The organism is Nocardia sp. NPDC058633, from assembly GCF_042717045.1.
GTDB lineage: Bacteria > Actinomycetota > Actinomycetes > Mycobacteriales > Mycobacteriaceae > Nocardia.
This window is the reverse complement of record NZ_JBHXRA010000012.1, coordinates 22,443-41,594: the sequence shown is the minus strand read 5'-3', so window position 1 is coordinate 41,594 and position 19,152 is coordinate 22,443. Positions and strand designations below refer to the sequence as shown.

Annotated in this window: 19 protein-coding genes and 1 pseudogene; 11 read left to right on the top strand and 9 right to left on the bottom strand. The window is 64.5% G+C overall.

All coding sequences use genetic code 11. The annotated features are described in order from the left end of the window. Positions 1 to 12 precede the first annotated feature (12 nt). Positions 13 to 945 carry a TetR family transcriptional regulator gene (locus ACFWUR_RS17445; protein ID WP_378908092.1) on the top strand — a complete coding sequence of 311 codons (933 nt, stop codon included), beginning with the start codon at positions 13 to 15 and terminating at the stop codon, positions 943 to 945. Between the two features lie 40 nt (positions 946 to 985). Here ACFWUR_RS17445 and ACFWUR_RS17440 read toward each other — a convergent pair whose 3' ends face one another. From ACFWUR_RS17440 to ACFWUR_RS17430, 3 genes are all read right to left on the bottom strand, one after another. After that, positions 986 to 2,128, bottom strand: a complete 1,143-nt coding sequence (locus tag ACFWUR_RS17440) for a N(5)-(carboxyethyl)ornithine synthase (protein WP_378908091.1) — start codon at positions 2,126 to 2,128, stop codon at positions 986 to 988. A gap of 35 nt (positions 2,129 to 2,163) precedes the next feature. Next, a complete protein-coding gene (locus ACFWUR_RS17435; protein ID WP_378908090.1) occupies positions 2,164 to 3,606 on the bottom strand; it encodes a sugar porter family MFS transporter in 1,443 nt (480 codons plus the stop codon). Positions 3,607 to 3,832: 226 nt separating this feature from the next. Then, positions 3,833 to 4,123: a hypothetical protein gene (locus tag ACFWUR_RS17430; RefSeq protein WP_378908089.1), complete on the bottom strand. Its 291-nt coding sequence runs from the start codon at positions 4,121 to 4,123 to the stop codon at positions 3,833 to 3,835. A gap of 718 nt (positions 4,124 to 4,841) precedes the next feature. Between ACFWUR_RS17430 and ACFWUR_RS17425 the strand changes: the two genes are divergently transcribed. Continuing rightward, complete coding sequence (locus ACFWUR_RS17425) at positions 4,842 to 5,564, top strand: GNAT family N-acetyltransferase (protein WP_378908087.1); 723 nt, start codon at positions 4,842 to 4,844, stop codon at positions 5,562 to 5,564. 4 nt (positions 5,565 to 5,568) lie between these two features. Here the strand turns inward: ACFWUR_RS17425 and ACFWUR_RS17420 are convergent, their stop codons facing one another. After that, a complete protein-coding gene (locus ACFWUR_RS17420; protein WP_378908086.1) occupies positions 5,569 to 6,414 on the bottom strand; it encodes an alpha/beta fold hydrolase in 846 nt (281 codons plus the stop codon). A gap of 69 nt (positions 6,415 to 6,483) precedes the next feature. After that, on the bottom strand, positions 6,484 to 7,740 hold the full coding sequence (locus ACFWUR_RS17415; protein ID WP_378908084.1) for an aspartate kinase: 1,257 nt from the start codon (positions 7,738 to 7,740) through the stop codon (positions 6,484 to 6,486). A gap of 201 nt (positions 7,741 to 7,941) precedes the next feature. Between ACFWUR_RS17415 and ACFWUR_RS17410 the strand changes: the two genes are divergently transcribed. Further along, positions 7,942 to 9,135, top strand: coding sequence for an ACT domain-containing protein (locus ACFWUR_RS17410; protein ID WP_378908082.1), 1,194 nt, complete (start codon positions 7,942 to 7,944; stop codon positions 9,133 to 9,135). Here the strand turns inward: ACFWUR_RS17410 and ACFWUR_RS17405 are convergent. Beyond that, positions 9,107 to 9,265, bottom strand: coding sequence for a hypothetical protein (locus tag ACFWUR_RS17405; RefSeq protein ID WP_378908080.1), 159 nt, complete (start codon positions 9,263 to 9,265; stop codon positions 9,107 to 9,109). The genes ACFWUR_RS17410 and ACFWUR_RS17405 overlap by 29 nt on opposite strands. Before the next feature lie 164 nt (positions 9,266 to 9,429). On the opposite strand from ACFWUR_RS17405, the gene ACFWUR_RS17400 reads away from it, so the two are divergent. From ACFWUR_RS17400 to ACFWUR_RS17390, 3 genes are all read left to right on the top strand, one after another. Continuing rightward, positions 9,430 to 9,588: a hypothetical protein gene (locus ACFWUR_RS17400; RefSeq protein WP_378908078.1), complete on the top strand. Its 159-nt coding sequence runs from the start codon at positions 9,430 to 9,432 to the stop codon at positions 9,586 to 9,588. Between the two features lie 246 nt (positions 9,589 to 9,834). Beyond that, positions 9,835 to 11,148, top strand: coding sequence for a tetratricopeptide repeat protein (locus ACFWUR_RS17395; protein WP_378908076.1), 1,314 nt, complete (start codon positions 9,835 to 9,837; stop codon positions 11,146 to 11,148). A 388-nt stretch (positions 11,149 to 11,536) separates the two neighbouring features. Further along, positions 11,537 to 11,986, top strand: a complete 450-nt coding sequence (locus ACFWUR_RS17390; RefSeq protein WP_378908074.1) for a contact-dependent growth inhibition system immunity protein — start codon at positions 11,537 to 11,539, stop codon at positions 11,984 to 11,986. A 99-nt stretch (positions 11,987 to 12,085) separates the two neighbouring features. On the opposite strand, the gene ACFWUR_RS17385 is transcribed toward ACFWUR_RS17390, so the two are convergent. Continuing rightward, positions 12,086 to 12,514 carry a DUF6892 domain-containing protein gene (locus tag ACFWUR_RS17385; RefSeq protein ID WP_378908073.1) on the bottom strand — a complete coding sequence of 143 codons (429 nt, stop codon included), beginning with the start codon at positions 12,512 to 12,514 and terminating at the stop codon, positions 12,086 to 12,088. Positions 12,515 to 12,654: 140 nt separating this feature from the next. Between ACFWUR_RS17385 and ACFWUR_RS17380 the strand changes: the two genes are divergently transcribed. The 4 genes and pseudogenes from ACFWUR_RS17380 to ACFWUR_RS17365 form a co-directional block, all read left to right on the top strand. Further along, positions 12,655 to 13,677: an ADP-ribosylglycohydrolase family protein gene (locus ACFWUR_RS17380; protein WP_378908071.1), complete on the top strand. Its 1,023-nt coding sequence runs from the start codon at positions 12,655 to 12,657 to the stop codon at positions 13,675 to 13,677. Between the two features lie 122 nt (positions 13,678 to 13,799). Beyond that, complete coding sequence (locus tag ACFWUR_RS17375) at positions 13,800 to 14,180, top strand: hypothetical protein (protein WP_378908069.1); 381 nt, start codon at positions 13,800 to 13,802, stop codon at positions 14,178 to 14,180. Positions 14,181 to 14,215: 35 nt separating this feature from the next. Next, complete coding sequence (locus ACFWUR_RS17370; RefSeq protein WP_378908263.1) at positions 14,216 to 15,502, top strand: IS256 family transposase; 1,287 nt, start codon at positions 14,216 to 14,218, stop codon at positions 15,500 to 15,502. A 53-nt stretch (positions 15,503 to 15,555) separates the two neighbouring features. Then, positions 15,556 to 15,963 (top strand): annotated as a pseudogene (locus ACFWUR_RS17365) (ATP-grasp domain-containing protein); the annotation flags it as partial. Positions 15,964 to 16,157: 194 nt separating this feature from the next. Here ACFWUR_RS17365 and ACFWUR_RS17360 read toward each other — a convergent pair. Beyond that, the gene (locus ACFWUR_RS17360; protein WP_378908067.1) at positions 16,158 to 16,478 is read right to left on the bottom strand and encodes a hypothetical protein; all 321 of its coding nucleotides are present in this window, start codon (positions 16,476 to 16,478) and stop codon (positions 16,158 to 16,160) included. Positions 16,479 to 16,853: 375 nt separating this feature from the next. On the opposite strand from ACFWUR_RS17360, the gene ACFWUR_RS17355 reads away from it, so the two are divergent. Then, positions 16,854 to 17,222, top strand: coding sequence for a hypothetical protein (locus tag ACFWUR_RS17355; protein ID WP_378908066.1), 369 nt, complete (start codon positions 16,854 to 16,856; stop codon positions 17,220 to 17,222). Positions 17,223 to 18,773: 1,551 nt separating this feature from the next. Here ACFWUR_RS17355 and ACFWUR_RS17350 read toward each other — a convergent pair. Next, the gene (locus ACFWUR_RS17350) at positions 18,774 to 19,049 is read right to left on the bottom strand and encodes a YggT family protein (protein ID WP_378908064.1); all 276 of its coding nucleotides are present in this window, start codon (positions 19,047 to 19,049) and stop codon (positions 18,774 to 18,776) included. Between the last annotated feature and the right edge of the window lie 103 nt (positions 19,050 to 19,152).

Here is a 19,152-nt window from a genome sequence, read left to right as displayed (position 1 = left end):
ATTCTGAACGACGTGACAGCGTCGGCAGCCGAACAGCGTGCGGTGGGGGCAAGGGTGCGCCAGGCGAGGACCGCCGCGGGATTGTCGCTGCGGGTGACCGCTGCGCGGATCGGAGTCAGTCCGGCCACGCTGAGCGCCATCGAGACCGGCAAGACCGGTGCGTCGGTGACCCGCCTGCGCTCCCTCGCCACCGAGTTGCACACGACCGTGCCCTGGTTGATCGGCGAACAGCGCGCCGACGACTCCGCTCCCCCCGAATACCGTGCGGCCCCGTCTGCCGGGACCCGCCTGCCTCGCCCCGCAGAGCGCCGGACGCGCGATGCCCGCCCCGACGAATTCGGCTCGCCGAAGTCCTGGCGCGAGTTCCCGCCGTTGACCATCGATCCCGTGCTCGCCGCCGCCATCGACTCCTTTGTCGAGACCGGCTACCACGGCGCCACGATGCGCTCGATCGCGGCGCGCGCGGGCATGAGCGTGCCCGGTGTCTACCACCATTACCGCGACAAACAGGACCTGCTGGTCCGCGCCCTCGACCTGACCATGGACGAATTGCACCAGCGGGTGCGCGCGGCTCGCCTCGACGGCGCGAACGGCCGCGAGCGGGTGGCCCGCGTCGTCGAGGCACTCGCCCTGTTCCACACCCACCGCCGCGAACTCGCCTTCATCGGCGCCAGCGAGATGCGCAGCCTGAACCCGGCCGACCGCGATCGAATCACCGCCTCCCGCAACGAGGTCCAGTACCTGCTCGACGCCGAGATCGATACCGCCCTCGCCGACGCGAACAGATCAGCCGATCACGCGCGCGACGCAGGACGCGCCATCGCGACGATGTGCACCGCACTGCCCCAATGGTTCCGGCTCGACGGCCCTTCCTCTCCCGAACAGATCGCCACCGCCTACGCGGATTTCGCCCTCGCCCTGCTCGGCTTGACCGTCGCGGACTGACGCCGGCAAGAACGACCGACGAGCCGCGGACCGCCGAAGGTCAGGCCACCGCGTACGGGTACACGTCGCCACGACCCTGGAACGACAGGATCCGCGGGTTCTGCACCCGGCCGCCGCGAATCTCGATGGCCCGCCGAATCGTTTCGCTGGCATCCCACGCTTCGGGGCCGCTGAGCACGACGGGCAGATACTCGAGCAGGGCTTCGGAGTTCTCCCACGTGGCCGAATTCCAGAGGAACGAGGGACTGTGGTCGACGCCGTAACAGTGCAGGCCGTCACCGACGGTGAACATCGGATCGGCGAACGAGGTGGGGCGCGAGAATTCGAAGCCCATCCCCTCGTCGCAGGACACGTCGACGAAAATCGTTCCGCGCGTGAACTGTTCGAGGTCCTCGTTCATGACGAACGTCAGCGGGTCCTCGGTGTCCTGGAACATGCAGTTCACGACCACGTCGTAGTTGGCGAGCACCTGCGCCAGCGGCCCGGGCTCCGGCGCCTTCAACGCGAGCGTCCGGCCCGGCCGCTCCGGATCACGTTGGAAATGCTGCATCCGCACCGACGCGAACGGCGAAGCCACCGCCGACACGCTGCGCTGGGTCAGCACCGTCACATCGCTGATCCCCAGGGCCGACAGCCCCCGCACCGCACCGCGCGCGGTAGCGCCGAAGCTGATCACCGCCGCGCGCATCCGTCGGCCGTAATCACCACTGACGCCCCGCAATTGGAGCGCGTGCATGACCGAGCAATAACCGGCCAGTTCGTTGTTCTTGTGGAACACGTGGACGCTGAAAGCCCCCGACTTGGTCCAGTGGTTCATCGCTTCCCACGCGATCAGGGTCAAATCGCGGTCGATGGCCACCTGGGTCAGGCGCGCGTCCTGCACACAGTGTGGCCAGCCCCATACGATCGTGCCCGGCCGCATCTGCTCGAGGTCCTCGACCAACGGCTTGGCCAGCAGGAGCACATCACACTCGGCGAACAGTTCCGCGCGCGTGCGATGGCCCGCCACCAGCGGGGCGAGTGCTTCGTCGGAGTAGCCGAATCGGTTGCCGTAACCGTGTTCGAGGTAGATCTGACCACGCAGCTCGGGATCGATGCGGTCCAGGTGAGCCGGGTGGATGGCCAGCCGGTGTTCGTTTTCCTTGCGAGAGGTCGCGACGACGCCGACGGTCAGGTGTTTCACAGTTGCTTCACCTGGTCAGCCTACTGGTAGGCCCTTCAGCTCTCCGCTCTGGTGGTGATGTCGTCGAGGGACTCGCCCATGGTCTCGGGCACCCGGCGGTAGCAGAAGGCCAACGACAGCGCGGAGATGAACGCGAAGATGAAGAACATCGTCGACGCGCCCCAGAGTTCGCCCAGCGGCGGAAACACCAGGGAGACGGTGAAATTGCCCATCCAGATGAGGAAAGTGCAGATGCTCATCGCGGTGGCGCGGATCGGCGCGGGGAAGATCTCCGAGATCAGCAACCAGGTGGGCACACCGACGCCGAGCTGGAAGGCGCAGACGTAGACGATCATCAACGCCAGCAACACATAACCCGTGGCGGTGCTCTGGGTGAGCCGTTCGATCAGGCCCATACCGACCAGCGCGACGATCATGATCGCCAGGCCGATGAACATCGGCGGGCGTCGACCGATATTGTCCACCAGGCTCATGCCCAGCATCACGCCCAGCACCGCACCGACGCCGATGCCGATCGACGAGGTGATCGCCGCACTGTCGCCCAAACCCGCCCGGGTGAGCGTGGACGGCGCGTAATAGATGACGGTATTGACGCCGACGAATTGCTGAATCAACGCCAATCCGACCCCGGTGTAGAACAGCGCGCGCACCTTCGGCTTGTGCAACTGGTCGCTCAAACTGGCCTTGATCGCCGCCTCGGCGGCTTCGGACTGCTCGATCTCGACAATCGTCGGTTCGACATTCTCCGGGTAATACGACCGTTGGAGCACTTTCTTCGCCTCGGCCTCATGTCCATGTTTCAGATACCACCGCGGGGAATCCGGCATGAAATACATACCGATCACCAGCGCCGCGGCGGGAATGGCCGCCATCGCGAGCATGAGGCGCCAGTTCCCGGTCGGCGAGAGCATCGCGTTGACGATGTAGGCAAGCAACTGTCCGCTGGCGATCATCAGCGAGTTCATCGAGACCAGGCGCCCGCGATAGGCCGGCGGCGAGATCTCGGAGACGTACATGGGAACAACCAGCGAGGCCGTACCGACGGCGACGCCGAGCAACAGCCGGGTGATGATCATGACCGTGGCGTCGGGTGCCAGCGCCTGGGCGATCGCGCCGACGAAGAACAGCACGCCCGCGCACAGCAACGTCGTGCGCCTGCCGAACCGGTCGGCCATCCAACCGCCGGTGATCGAGCCGATCGCAGCGCCGATGAGCAGCGAGCTCGTGATGACGCCGACCTGGGCCTGGCTCAGGTCGAAGTCGGGAGTGAGGTAGACCAGCACACCGGAGATCACGCCGGTGTCGTAGCCGAACAGGGCGCCGCCGAGGGCGGCGATGATCACGACGGTGAGCACGAATTTCTTGATCTCGGCCCGCGCCGCGACCCGCTCGGGCGTGTCGGGTGAGATCACGGGGTCGATGACCCCACCGTGCGACTCCGGTTCCTTTTCGGTGGATCGACGATGGGAATCGGGCATGTCCACACCTCCGCCGGATGGAGTAGAGCGATTCCTGCACCTTAATGGAGCCGGGCAGTCCTGCGACAGGACACGAGCGGCAGTGGGGGAATGTATCTCACCCCCTGCGTGAGATACATTCCCCGATCCACCCGCCATTATCGAAAATGGCCGCAGCCCGAAATTCTCGCCGTGTGCTGATTCGGAGTGCGCGACTCGCAGCCATCGGCGTCTTCCACACGTTCAGCTATCGCCGATGAAGCGACCGGACGGTGACCGCACCCCACAGCACCAGGCGCACAGCGGTGGCCATATAGAGAAGATAGGCCAGCATCACCAGGACGGACCCGTAATTGCCGATCCAGTCACCGAGTCGCAGCACGCCTGCCACGCCGAGCCCGAGCAGGATCAGGCCGAGGATCAGCCCCGGCGTCGCCAGCGGCGCGACGGACGAGTCCGCCTCCGAGCGCGCGGTGACGCGACGACCCCGGCCGGTAACTGGAAGATTGCTGTTCGAGTCGAAGTAGATGCTGCTCATAACGATGAGACCCCTTCCGGACAGCCGCCCCGACACGGCCGATCAGTGATCCGAAACGGATCTCTCCAGTACTGTCGCGCCGGGCCGGACGTGCGGTCCGCTCGTGATCGCGCCTTCGCGTCGATCCGATGATGATCACGAACGGTTAACGTTCAGCAATTACGAGCTTGCCAGCTACGACCGAGAGACAACAGGCGATGTGATCTGCATCCCATAGAACTAGTGTGCGATACAAATACATAACGGACGTTACATTCTCCGAGAACATGGGACGGAACTGGCGAAATGCCCGCACTACTGGACGTTTGCTCAGCAAGCTGACACCCGTGTCATTTATCGAACCGTTACGGCCCTGACATGGGAAAACGCGCCTTGACGCGCATCGCGATCCAGTTGGTACCTCCGGGAGCCGTCGTCACGACACCGTGACGGAGCCGCCGGCCGGTCGTGCCCCCGCCACCGAAATCCATACGCCCCGAACCGCTTCGACGGCCCACGGCCGCGGAGAAACCGCAGGCACGGCATCGAGCACGCAGGAAACTTTCCGGCCGCGACATCCTGCGCATTCGATGCGGGGATCGCGCCGGCTTCGGCTACTGTCCTTCTAGTTTTCGATGCTGCTGGATCGTTCGTGTCGCTTCGCCGCAATCACGCCGCGTGAGCAGTGTCCACGCCTCGTGCTTTCGGCGACCCTCTCAGACGAAGGGACGCCGGTCACATGCCCGCACCCGTTATCCTCCACGGCCGCATCGCACGGCTGGAACCTCTTGCACCCCACCACGTTCCCGGGCTGGTCGCCGCGGCCGCCGCACTCGACGGAACGGCCGGGTTCACCGTCGTCCCGCACGGTGAACAGGAGGCGCGCACCTACGTCTTCCAGGCCGAGGCGGCGCAGCTGGCCGGCACGGCGCTGGCTTTCGCGATTGTCACCGCCGCCGACGAGTGTGTCGTCGGGGCGACCCGATTCACCCGGCTCGACTACTGGCAGGGGCCGCTGACCTGGCCGTTGTCGGCAGAACCCGTCACCGCGTCGCCGGGCGGAGCAATCCCCGACGCGGTGGAGATCGGCAACACCTGGCTCACCCCCGCGGTGCGGGGCGGTCAGGTGAACCTCGACTCCAAGCTGATGCTGCTGACCCATGCCTTCGACAGCTGGGGTGTCCGGCGGGTGACCTTGCGCGCCGACGCCCGCAACCTGCGCTCCCGGTCGGCGATCGAACGCCTCGGCGCGGTGAGTGACGGTGTGCGGCGGGCACATTCGCGCGGGCTCGACGGCGCGGTGCGTGACACCGCGTTCTATTCGATCCTGCACGACGAATGGCCGGGGGTGCGCGGGCGGATCATCGAACAACTCGCCGCCCGTGCGGCGTTGCGGCCTGCCCCGTTGATCCCGGCGACCGTGGAGGCGTTGCGGCCGTTGGCGTCTTCGCCGATCGGCTGAGACCTCAGCCCCGCGGCGACTCGATGCGGTCGGTGATCAGTGCGGCCAGTTCGTCCGGACGCTCTTCGGGTAGCCAGTGCGAGCCGTCGACAACAGCGAGGCGGTAGTCACCGGTGACGAAATCGGCGGTCAGCTCGGCGCCGCGACGATTCAAGGCCGTGTCGCCAGTGCTCCACACATGCGTCACCGGCACCGTGACGCGCCCTGTCACCGCACGCGGCGTGGTCATCGCCAACGCGCGGTACCAGTTCAGCGCGGTGGTGAGCGCGCCCGTGTCGATGACCTCGGTGTGCACGCGGGCGATCGCTTCCGCGGTCATGCCGGATTTGGCGAGCATCTGGTCGAAGAGGTCGGGCCGCGCGCGAATCAAGCGCTCGGGCAGCACCGGCAGCTGGAACAGGGCCATGTAGGACGAACGAAGAAGCTGATCGCTGCTGATCATCGAACGGGCGAAGGCGCCCGGATGCGGCACCGACACGGTCACCAGCGTACGGACGAGTTCGGGGCGAGCCGCGGCTACCGACCAGGCGACCATCGCGCCCCAGTCGTGCCCGACCAGGTGCACCGGGCCACGGTCGATGTCGTCGATCAGCGCGACCACGTCGTCGACGAGTTCGGGCACGCGGTAGGCGAGGCGGCCCGATGGCCGGGCGCCCGGCGAGTAGCCGCGCTGATTCGGGGCGATGGTGCGGTAGCCGCGGGCGTTGAGCAATGTGGTGAGCGGCTCCAGTGAGGTGGCTGTTTGCGGAAAGCCGTGCAGCGCGAGGACGACAGGACCGTCGGCCGGGCCGGAGTCGACGACCTCGAACTCGAGTCCGGCCCTGCTGAAGGTGGTCAACTGGGTGCTCAACGAACCCTCCGATTCAGTAACTTACTTTTTGGTAAATTACTCCCGACTCACATGCGGCGTCAACAACGCTCACCGGCCGGTTCCACCGTGCACTACGGCGACCTCTGCCCCACCGAGGTCGAAGGCCCGATGCAGGATGCGGACAGCGTCGTCGAGGTCGGTGTCGCGAACGAGCACGGAGATGCGGATCTCGGAGGTGGCGATCAGGTCGAGGTTGATGCCCGCCTCGGCCAGCGCCTCACAGAAGGTGGCGGTGACGCCCGGATTGTTGCGCATGCCCGCGCCGATCAGCGAAACCTTGCCGACGCGGTCGTCGTAGCGGACGTCGGCGAAGCCGATATCGGCGCGGCGCGCGCGCAGCAGGGCGACAGCGCGCGCGCCGTCGGCGGCGGGCAGGGTGAAGGTGATGTCGGTGCGGCCGGTGCCGGTGTTCTGCACGACCATGTCGATACCGATCTCGGCGTCGGCGACCGCACGGAACACCATGGCGGCGTAGCCGGGTTCGTCGGGCAGCCCGACGACGGTCACCTTGGCCTCGTCGCGGTCGTGTGCGACGCCGGTGAGCACGGCCTGGTCCTGGGGGATATCGACCATCGAACCGAACACCGTGGTCCCGACAGCGTCGCTGTAGGACGAACGCACGTGCACAGGGACCTGGTAGCGGCGCGCGTATTCGACGCAGCGCAGCATGAGAACCTTCGAACCGCAGGCCGCCATTTCCAGCATTTCCTCGTAGGAGATCTGGTCGAGCTTCTGGGCGTCGGCCACGATGCGCGGGTCGGCGGTGAACACACCGTCGACGTCGGTGTAGATCTCGCAGACGTCGGCCCGCAGTGCCGCGGCCAGCGCGACGGCGGTGGTGTCGGAACCGCCGCGCCCGAGGGTGGTGACGTCGCGGCTGTCCTGGCTGATGCCCTGGAATCCGGCGACCAGCACCACTTCTCCGTCGTCGAGCGCGCGGCGCACCCGGCCCGGATCGACTTCGATGATCTTGGCGCGACCGTGGGTGCCGGTGGTGATCACTCCCGCCTGAGAGCCCGTCAACGATCGAGCGTCGGCGCCGAGAGAATGAATGGCCATGGCCACCAGGGCATTCGAGATTCTCTCCCCGGCGGTGAGCAGCATGTCCAACTCGCGTGGTTCCGGCGCCCCGGCGATCCGACCCGCCAGTTCGAGGAGTTCATCGGTGGTGTCGCCCATCGCCGAGCAGACGACCACGACGTCGTGGCCCTGCTTCTTCGTCTCCACGATCCGTTCGGCGACCCGTCGGATCCGCTCCGCGGTGGCTACCGACGAACCGCCGAATTTCTGCACAACCAGGGCCATCTGCGAGTCCTCTCCCCTGCTCGCCCGCGTGCGATCCGCGGGTGACCCCTTCGAGTATCCAGGCAATCCGGGCACGGCCGTACCAATTCGGAAACGAAAACGGCTGCCGCCGAATCATTTCGGACGTGATACTGGCGAGCAGGGGGTGGCGCGCGACGCGTCGGCTCCCGGTTCGGCAGCTCTCGGCGTTAGGCGATTTCGATGATCCATCAGCACGTCCGGTCCCCTCGTTCCACGCTGGAGGTCGCCGTCCTCGGTGCCTGCGCACTCGCCGAAGAAGTGGTGCGGATCATTCGCGAAACGACCGACGATCTGAGCGAACGCGCCGGGACACGGCTGGTGCTGGGGACGGCGTCGCGGGCCGATCTGCTCGTCGACGCGACCGAGGGCACCACATCGTCGACGACGGTGCTCGACGCCCTGCGTGCGGGCACCTCGGTGATCACCGCGAACACGGCGCTGATCGCCGAGCGCGGGCACCGATTGGCCTCGGCCGCCGAGGTATACGGGGCCGATCTGTTCTTCGAAGCGGCGGTCGTGGGCGGGGTGCCGGTGGTGCGGCCGCTGACCCAATCCCTGTCGGGCGATCGGGTGCGACAGGTGCTCGGCGTGTTCCCTCCCGACGGCGCGAATCTGGTTGCGCAAGCGGCGATCCTGGCGACGCTTGCCTTCCACACCAGAGTCGACATCGCCGACGTGCACTTCGAGGAGTTCGCCGTGGCCGACCCACACGACCTCGCCGCCGCGGACGCCCTGTCCCTGCGACTGCGGCCACTCACCGTCTGCACCAGGGTCAGCGAGCAGCCCGGCCCCGCGGAGGGCGGGAAGGAGCAGATCTCGGTGCGCGTGCACCCCGCCCTGCTTCCCGCCACCCACCCACTCGCCCAGGTGAACGCCCCCGCGGTGACCGTCGAGGCCGACAGCGCCGGGCGGCTGATGTTCTCCGGCCGCGACACCGTCGGCGCCACCGCATCGGCGCTGCTCGGCGACCTGGTCACCGCCGCACGCAACCGCGTGCACGGCGGCCGCGCGCCCCGTGCCTCCTACTACGCCGAACTCCCGGCCGCTCCCCTCGGCGACACCCCGACCCGCTACTACCTGAACCTGCGCGTCACCGATCACGCGGGCGCGTTGGCCCAGGTGGCCTCGATTTTCGCCGACCACGGGGTGAGCATCGAGCGGGTCCGTCAGGAGCACCACAACGACGACGCCCATCTGATCGTGCTCACCCACAGCGCCAGGGAGTCCGCCCTCACCGACACCGTCGACGCGCTCACCGACGCAACCTGCGTACGCGCGGTGCTGACGCGGTGGCGTGTGGAGGGCGCTCCCGATCAACCGTGGACCCGCACCGACGGAGTCCGGGTCACCCCTGCTCGGTGGGCACGACGATGAGTTCGGCCACGTTCACCCGGCGTAGGGCCGAGACGGCGAAAGCGACAGCGTCGGCGATGTCCTCGGGCAGAGAGACTTCCATGCCTTCGCGCCACGCGTCGAGCTCAGCACGCCGGTTGTCGTCGCGCATTCCGGCGCCGAGTTCGGTGCCGACGAATCCGGGATCGACGCTTTTGACCCGAACTCCGCGCGGCAGGCACTTTCCTGCAGCTGTCGGAGAGGCATGGGGTGCCTTCAGACAGGACGAAATTGGCAGACACCGTGGCGGGTTACGTTGCCTCGCCGGGTACTTCAGTGGCCGAATGGTTGCTGATCGCTCGACTCGATGGTGATGGCGACTGCGTATGCCAGGAGATGCGCACGCTCGACGGCAGGCCGATCGAGCGCTTGGAATACGAATACGACGAAGCCAAGGAACTCCAATCGACCAGCGCCTACGACGGTAGAGGTTGATTGCTTCAAACCGATCGTCACGAGGGCCACTGAGGCAATCGTCGACTGCGTCGCAGCAACTCCGCGATCGCCAAAGGTCTGCGCCTGCTTGCGGGATTCAGACTCGACGAACTCAGCCCGATGGTGCTGCACGCCCAGCCAACTGGGAATGCACGCTCATGCCGCGACCCGTGCGGCTGGCGTTCCGTATAGGTCCAGGAAGTAGCTCAGCTTGCATCACTGAACGTGCCCGATACCGTTCCGACGGTGAAGGATGCAGCCGAGTTGGATCGGCGTCGACGTTGGTATGACGAGTGGTTGCACGAGTGGGATGTGTCGCTGCTGATCGAGCTCGGGCATCTCGAGGAGGTCACGCGGCGGGCCGGGCAAGGCGACTGGTTCTGCGCACACGGTCTGGCGGCCGTGCAACACCTGAACGGTCAGCGCGACGCGGCGATCGAGGTGTTGCGGCCGTTCGCCCAGACCGGCTGGTGGACAGCGATAAAGGCTGTCGCCACGATATTGGCCGACTGCAGTCGCACGGGCGAGGCTCTTGCGTTGTGTCGTTCCAAGGTTGTGAGCGGTGATCGCGACGCCATCGAGTATTCGGCGAGGCTGCTGGCCGGCGTCGGGCGCGCCGGTGAGGCATTCGATCTGCTGCGGCATGGTGTCGATGACTGGTTGCATGTGCGGGCGCTGGTTGAGATCAGTGTGGGGTTGGGTCGCGACGAAGAAGTCTCCCGGTCGCTACTCGAGGCCATCGACCGGCTTCGGCGGCCCGGTGCGGGGTTCGACGGAATTGTCTTGCACGTCGAACTGTTGGCGGTGGTGCTCGAGCGGCAAGGACTGGTTGATGAGGCTGTCGCGGTGCTGAGCGAGGACCTGTTTTCCAGCAACATCATTGAACAGTTGATCGCGGTGCTGATCCGTCACGAGCGTTACGAGGAGTTGGGTGAACTGCTGGCCGGACGCGCCGATGCTCGAGAAATCTGCCATGTGGTCGAGCACCTGCCCGAAGGTGTCGACGTGGATCGAGTGGCTTCGGCTATCCGTGCGATGCCCGACCCCGAGAATTGTCATGCGGCATACCATCCACACGCCGCACTGGGACAGTTGCTGCTTCGTGCGGGCCGGATCGGCGAGGGGCTGGTAGAGCTACGTAAGGCTATGGATCCTTTCGATGTTGTTTCCCTGCAGTCATTTTGGACGCTGCTTCTCGACCTTGGGAATCCGGACGAAGCCTTGGCGCTAATCGATGATTGCGCCGTCATGGCGGGCGATATGACGTGGGAGCTACTGGTCGAGCGCGCCGGGCTGCTCGACAGCTGCGGCTGCACCGTGCAGGCGATCGAGGAGTTACGGGTTCGTCCGGAAGTCGGGGAACCGGAGGGTGCAGCGTATCTGTCCGACTTGCTGGTCTCGGTCGGGCGGCTCGACGAGGCGATTGCGGTGGTGGAACCCGGTTTTCGTCTCGGTAACAACATCGATGTGATGGCGAGATTGATGATTCGTCAGGGGCGAGTCGCGGAAGGCGCGCAGCTGTTGTGCCAAGCTGCTGCACCTGTGCCGGGTTGGTCCTGACTCGCAGTTGTCTGCGGTGCTGGGCTGCAGGCATCCGGGCGACTTCTATCCGCTCGCACTTTGGCCGCCGCCCCAATGCACCCTCGTCAGCGTAAGACGTTTTAGAGCACACTGATCAGCGCTGACTTTCGGTTCATCGGGAGTCGATGTTTCACCGAGCAGACTGCCAGGAGATCATGGCTACACTGGCCATGCCCAGCCGAGGTGTGCGCTCATATCGCGAACGGCGCGTTCGGACATCCGCATCTGCCGCTGGGCGGGTTGCCGCGGACCTCCCGCATCTGCCGATGAGCGTGTCAACGACGGCGTCGGACCAGACCGGTGAACATTACTGTGGGCAGGTCCTGACAGAACGAGCAGTACCATCGAGATGAGAGCGGTGAAAAGCGTGGCCGACAGCGACGAGTTCCCACAATCGGTGCAGGACATCGAGGGTGACGTTTGGCCGGCAGCCGCCCCGGAGGACACCTATCTGGTTCGGACAGTCCACCGGATGCGGCAGGTTCCGATCAGGGAACTGGATATCGAGGGCTTGCGAATCATGTTGTCGCAGAATGTTGGAACCACGGTATTACTGCCTCGAGCGCTTGATCAGCTGGAGGCGAATCCGCTTGCCGCCGGTCACTTTTATCCGGGTGATCTGTTGTGTGCGGCGCTCCGGCTGCCTGAGGAGCGATGGTCGGACTCGGCCGAGGTCTTGGCTAAAGTACGAGGCATTGCCCAGCGAGCGGATGCGATGATCGCGGAGATGGACGGCGCGCAGGTTCCAGAGCTGCGCGCCTTGGTCTTGAAATTCCTGTCAGACCAGTCTGCGGTCGATCCAGGTCTAACGCACTGAAATGCCGCGGATCGCGCTGAGCCGAGCGGCCACGCGGAGATAGTTGGCCCTCAGGAGTGTTGTGGCGCAGCAGGTTCGGTCGCGCCGACTGCGATGTGGCTAGTGGATCAACTCGATGTCTCGGGACCGCAAGACCATCCTGAGGTGGGGTGCGAGCAATTCAGCACCCAGAACGCGCTTCAGATTCGGGAGCAGATGGAGGTCGTCGAGACTGACCACGTCGAACTGCTCGCCCTCGCCGTCCCAGTGCGGGCAGCATTCGAAGTAAACCTGGCTCTCACCGCAGAAGGCGAGCTGTTCAATCCCTGTGAGCAGTTCGGCAGAAAGCTCGAGGCTTTCGAAGTAGGCCTGAGCTTGCGGCATGAACTGGTCGTAGAAGTTGTCGGCGGAGTACTCCCAGAGATCACCATCGAAGCCCTGGGCTTCCAGCGTTTTCTCGAGGGACCATGGCTCGAGCTTGGGGGACTCGATGTACATGAGTTCTTCGATAACTGCCAGTTTGAGATTGAAGTCCACGAACTTGGTCACACACCCAAACTGGCGTCCGCCTATGACAACCGTGTCATGACGATCCTCGAACCCTTCGACCTCGGGCCATCAGTGTCGTCAGGTGCCTGCCTCGATCGCGGGCGAGCGAACGCCCGATATTGCCGCATACCGCGCTGACAGTGCTGGCCAGCGACCGCAGTGCCGGGGTAGATCCGCTGCGGCTCGAGGACATCATGAACGTGGTCTACGTTGCGTTCGGGCAACGTCGGATTCGGGCCGGTGGTCGCAGCGACTGTCAGACTGGCTGGATGAACCCTGATGCACGGGCACGAGCACTGTCCTCGTTGCGCGGTTTGGCAGTAGGAGACGCGTTCGGAGCATGTTTCGACGACGCGATCAATCATGGCGTGTTGCGGTCGCGAACCTTGTTGCCCGGGCCGTGGTTGTGGACCGACGATACGCAGATGGCGTGCTCGCTTTTCGCTGTGCTCAGTGCCCACGGTCGAATCGATCAGGAGGTGCTGGCCGGCTCCTTCGCTGAGCATTACGACATCTATCGCCGATACGGGCCAGGGACGACCCGGATCCTGCGGCTCATGCGCCAAAAGGGCTATCACTGGAGTGAACTCGCTCAACAGGCACGTGAGGGGCGGGGCTCCTGGGGCAATGGTGCCTCCATGCGGGTGGCGCCACTGGGTGCGTGGTTCGCTGATGACTTGGACCGGGTTGTCGAAGAGGCGGCGGCTTCGGCGGTGGTCACTCATGCCCACCCCGATGCTGTAACCGGTGCGGTCGCGGTGGCTGTCGCTGCTGCCGTGTTCTCGACGCAACCGCACCTACGCCGTAGTCAGTTTCTCGGCGCAGTAGCCGCTCGGACCCCGGCCGGCCCGGTCCGAGACAAGATCAGAGATGCCCAGGAAATCCGTGATTCTGTCACTGCAGCTGTGGAATTGGGAGTCGGACACGACACCTCCGCGCTCGATACCGTCCCGTTCTGCCTCTGGGTCGCGGCTCACCTGGGCCATGACTTCGCCGACTCGTGCTGGACAGCCGCCTCGGCAGGTGGTGATAGTGACACCACGTGCGCAATCATCGGCGGAATTATCGGTGCCAGCCACGTCCTCGATGGCGTGCCGCCCGAATGGTTCGCGCGCTGCGAGCTGCTCCCTGAATGGGCAACCGCGGCTATACCGCTCGCCTGAAAGCGCGCTGTACTGCCGTTGGGCGCTGTCACGAATGTCCGCTTCTGCCGATGAGCGTGCTTGTGCACGGCTTCAGGGCTGAATAGGCAGGCTCTGGTGTGCGCCCTGGCGTGATTCCCGGCATGATCGACCCAATCATGATCACGACAGCGTTCCTCCAGTATTCCGGCAGCGGGCCGATGAGGCATGAGGAGAGTCTGCTGGAGGCGGGCCTGCGTCAGCGCGGGATACCTGTGCGCTTCTATACGATCAAGCGCATCCATCGTCGCCAGTTGCCGTTGGATGCTGATACGTTCATCGCCGGCGACATGGACGCGATGCATACAGCAATGCGTCAGCTGGACATCACGGTGCCCGAACCCGACGACTATCCCGCCAGCCTCCGAGCGTTCCTGCACCGACGTGTTTGGACCTCGACTCTCGGAGAGATCGAACAGGCACTCGATACCGGTTCTGCACCACCGACGTTCATCAAACCCGGGACTGTAAGAACAAGGGTGTAACTCCAAACAAGGAGTAACACTTCATGACTGATGTGATGTTGGCCGACCTGGCCGATACTGCCGTGGTGGCGAAACGCAAGGAACGAGACTCGGCCGTGGATGCCGATCTGGTCGGGCAGTTGGTGGCCCAGGCCCGCGATAGCGGGCTGCAGCTCACCGGCGAAGGCGGGCTGCTGGCGCAGTTGACCAAGCTGGTCGTCGAGTCCGCGCTCGAAGGCGAGATCACCGACCACCTCGGCTACGAACACAGCGACCCAGCAGGGCGGGGAACCGGCAACTCCCGCAACGGAACCCGATCCAAGACCGTGATCACCGATGTCGGCCCGGTCGAGATCGACGTGCCCCGCGACCGTGAGGGCAGCTTCGAGCCGCAGCTGGTGCGTAAACGCCAACGCCGCCTCGAAGGGGTCGAGAACATGGTGTTGTCGCTGTCGGCGAAGGGTCTGACCCACGGAGAGATCTGCGCTCACCTGCAACAGGTGTATGGCGTGGAGGTGTCCAAGCAGACGATCACCACGATCACCGACAAAGTCATCGATGGAATGACCGAATGGCAAAACCGGCCCCTGGACGCGGTGTATCCGGTCGTGTTCCTCGACGCGATCCACGTCAAAATCCGTGACGGCAAGGTCGCTAACCGGCCGATCTATGTGGCGTTGGCGGTCACCGTCGAAGGCCGCCGCGACATCTTGGGTTTGTGGGCAGGTGACGGGGGCGAGGGCGCGAAATTCTGGTTGCAGGTGCTGACCGAGTTGCGTAACCGCGGCGTCGAAGACGTGCTGATGTGCGTGTGCGACGGGCTCAAGGGCTTCCCCGACGCGATCAACCAGGTCTGGCCGGCAACGGTGGTGCAAACCTGCGTGGTGCATCTGCTGCGCGCGTCGTTTCGCTACGCGGGTCGCCAGGACTGGGACGCGATCGCCAAAGCGCTCAAACCGGTGTATACCGCGCCGACGGAATCGGCAGCGCTGGAACGGTTTTACGAGTTCGTCGAGGCGTGGGGCATCAAGTATCCGGCGATCGTGCGGATGTGGGAGAACGCGTGGGCCGAGTTCACCCCGTTCCTCGCCTTCGATGTCGAGATCCGCAAAGTCGTCTGCACGACCAACGCGATCGAGTCGGTCAACGCGCGTATCCGCAAGGCTGTGCGTGCTCGTGGGCACTTCCCGAACGAGCAAGCCGCGCTCAAGTGCATCTACATGGCGATCATGAGTCTCGACCCGACCGGCACGGGTCAGCGGAAGTGGGTGATGCGGTGGAAAGCGGCCCTCAACGCGTTCGACATCGCCTTCGACGGACGCTTGTCCGCTAACCGAGATTAGAAGTCCGACAACCAGTTACACCGTTATCTTGACAGACCCTCAAACCCGCGGATCGTCGCAAGAGCTTCACCGGCCTGGTCTGTTACTCCGAACGAGATGTCGCGGCCCTGGGCAATGTCAGCAGGCGGCAGCGAGTCTGGTGCTCCGAGGTTGTCCGTTGGGCCGCGGAGTACCGCGTGTATGTCGTCGATCAGCGTGTCGTGTCCGTCGATCACTATGACGGTGATGCGACGGTTCTGCTCGATATGACCGCTGTGGAAGCGGCGGTGGCCGCGTACCACGGTTCCGGCACGGCACCGAGCGCGTACGGCATCGATTTCGGGGTACTGACAACTGGTGAGCCGGCACTTGTAGAGGTCAACGACGGATACGCGTTGGGCGCTTACAGTATCGACGCCGATGCGTACACAGAGTTGATCATGCGCCGGTGGAACGAGCTTCTCGATTCGGCGCGGGCCTAGCGGACACGCCCCACTCGGTCGACCATCCTCAATTGCCGCGACCCGCGCGTTACTCGATTCGATGAATAGGACATCGACTCCGGTTGCCGGGTGGCCGTTGCCGCCGGCGTGCAGGAGAGGCGCGACCAATCGGGAGTCATCGACAGCCTGCAGTGCAGCACCTGCCGATCCTCGCGACTTTCCGACCAGATCGTCTATGTGGCAGGAATGTCTCCAAGCTGATCGATCGACACGGTGTACACGCCATTGCCCGATGGGTCTGACACTCCCCGATGTAGCTCGATGGTGGCGATCTGCCGTCCATCTTGATCGTGTTCGATGTGTACAAGGTCGCAGCCGAGGCGCCAGAGAACCGGATACGCCGCCTCGGCGGTCAGGCGATCTTCATCGTCGAGTACAGCGGACTTCTCGATCAGTCCGACGGTTGTCTCATCAGCCTGTCGGAACTGAATCTCGACGAACCCGGGGAAGTCGTGATCGACCCATTGGGTCACTGCGGCATTCAAGTACGTCATATCGCGAACAATCTTCTCACCTCGGGGCACCAAACGCGTGCCGCCAGCGCGCTCGAACGCACCCTTCTGTCGCAGCCCGCGCGATCCCGAGGGCCGCGGCACCACCGACGAAACTCACTCAACTACCGACGAGCGTGCAGTCGAACGAAGACCCGCTGCTGCCGAGGATGGCTCACGTGTCGGGAGCGCGAGGGCGACGTGTGGGATGCGCTTCGCCGCCGCTTCACGGGTCACCTTGCCGCGAAATGCTTGTCCGCCAACAATTCTCTGATGCCCGATGGTATGGCATGCACTCACGTGGGGTGGTCGAGTGGGTTCATGTGTAGTAGCGACCTTGTCGGTCAGTGGAGCGTCGAGGTCGGGTACTACTCGTCCATGGAAGACGAGGTAGTCACCTTCTGGCCCGATGGAACCGGGACAGTGGAGTACATGCGGCCCGACTTCTCCGACTGGGTGTTGTTCCGTTGGTCGAGAACTCGATCGAGTCGGGTGTTGCTCCAGCCGTACCGGGCCTTTCTGGAAGACGACGGCAAGATCGTCGAGGGCGGTGAGATCCCGCAAAACGTCGAAGTTGAGTACGGCATTGAGCTTGAATCGCGTCCGTTGTTGGATGCACCGGTGCCTGTCCTTTATCTGGAGGACGCGGGACTGTTCGCGACTCATTCCGGTTTCGGGCTTCTGACCACAGAACTGCGCGACGACATGCGGTGCCCCGAATCGCCGCCAGAACAGGAGGCACATTAGGCCAAGACGGGAGTGTCTTCCGGGGTCTGTCTGCACCGCAAAGGGGGTCGCGCATGTCTGCCTCCGTATGCCCGAACTGCCCCTGTTGTGTCACCGTCGTGTCTATGACCCCACGCGCCGAACCAGGCAAACCTGGTCCTGTTCTGGTCCGAGTTGCATGCCTTCAAACGCCCCGCATGCCGAATACAGCGTGGGCAGGAGAGCTGATCTACTGAGTTGCCTGCCGGGGCGATAATCGGCTGAGCTTGCGAACATCGAGGACGAAAATGCCAAGAGTCTCTGCGCCCTACCGGTTCGATGATGGCTGCGATGACGAGGAGGGTTTCGAGTCCGCACCGGACACACTGCCAGAGGGTGACGCCAGGCTGCTCCTCGGTTACCTGCGGTCGGCTGAATGCATTGTCGCAGCACCAGGGGTCATCGAAGATCCGTTCGCGCCTGGTAACCCAAACGCTCGGGTGCGCATCGGGTGGATGACCGACGGTGAATGGGTCTGGGAATTGGCATGGGAAGACTATGTCGAGCATCGTCGAGCCGCTCCGCCGATGGACTTCATCAACCATGTAAAGAGGCACAACTGGGTGGCACCGGACGTACCGGAGCAACGTCTACTAGCGATCGCTCGCCAGTTCGGGATGCCTGACGACTAGAGAGCCACTGCGCACCTGCGGGTCCACTGTGCTGCACGGGACGGTGCTCCTTGAACGCAACTTTCTGCCGCTGGGCGCGCTACCACGAACGTCTGCATCTGCCGATGCGCGTGTATTCGCCTTGGCGCCCTCATCGGTCATGATTGGCACATGTCCATGCTCACGATGTACTGGCCACGCACTTCGGCCGGACGGTCACACCCAGCAGCATTTCCGTACGACAGAGATTGGATCACTGTCGGCTGGTACGGAACTCGGCTGAAGTTGCCAGCGCGTCGATTCCTGGCAGGTTGACTGCGTCGGCGCGGCATCGACTGGATGCCTCTGCGTGAAGACGAGTTCCGCTGATGGAATCCACCAGCGGATTGTCCCGGCCCGCTGCCGCCCATTGGGACTGTGGTCGAGATCCAGAGTGGCGCGTTGCGACGGCTTGGATTGCATCCTCGCCAGCAGCGCGGGTTCGAGGTGGCTCAGCTAGGCGTACCTGGGCCTTGGCCGAGTGAACGATTTCCCTGGGGCAAGATCGAAGTCACCGCCGCCCACTGGTGCTGGCACGGAGTAGCAGACAAGCACGGCGGCGCATGGTCCTACGGAACAGGTTATGACTGGTGGGGCCTCTACTCCGAGCCTTGCTCGGATTGGCCGACAGCGGCTGACAATGAATCCACGGAGTGGCCGTTCTCGACCTACCAGTGATGCTGCGGCCAACGCACTGTAGTTCCGCCTACCGCGCGACAGGGCAGCCTCTCCGACAAGAGCGACGACTTCCGCCGCCCGTGGGCCGGGCACGAAGTGCGCGCGAAGACCGCCGGAGCGGGCACTGGCCCTGCTCGCCGGACTGTCCGTCGACAAGGCCGGCTCACCGGTGGCGCACTGAGCTGTCGCAGGTGAGCCACCTCGACTACAGACTGAACGCCACCGCGCGCAGGATCAGGACGGCGATGAACACCGCGGTGAAGGCCAAGTCCAGCGAGAAGTCGCCGATGCGTACCGGCTTCAACACTTTTCGCACCGGGGCGATCACCGGCTCGGTGGCGGCGTGGGTCACCTCCCGCGCCTTGCCTGCCCACTGTGGACCGTTGCCGAGCGCATCGATCCAGTCCACCACCATCCGGGCGATCAGCAGCAACAAGAACACGGTCAACGCGTAGCCGACCAGGGTTCCGACAAGACTCATGACGCACTCCTCCGCGGAGGCCGCACTCCGACCTCTTACCGTTTCAACGTGCCCGACAGTGCCAAGGTGTCCACCACCCGGTTGTTCTCAGTCGATTATCAGG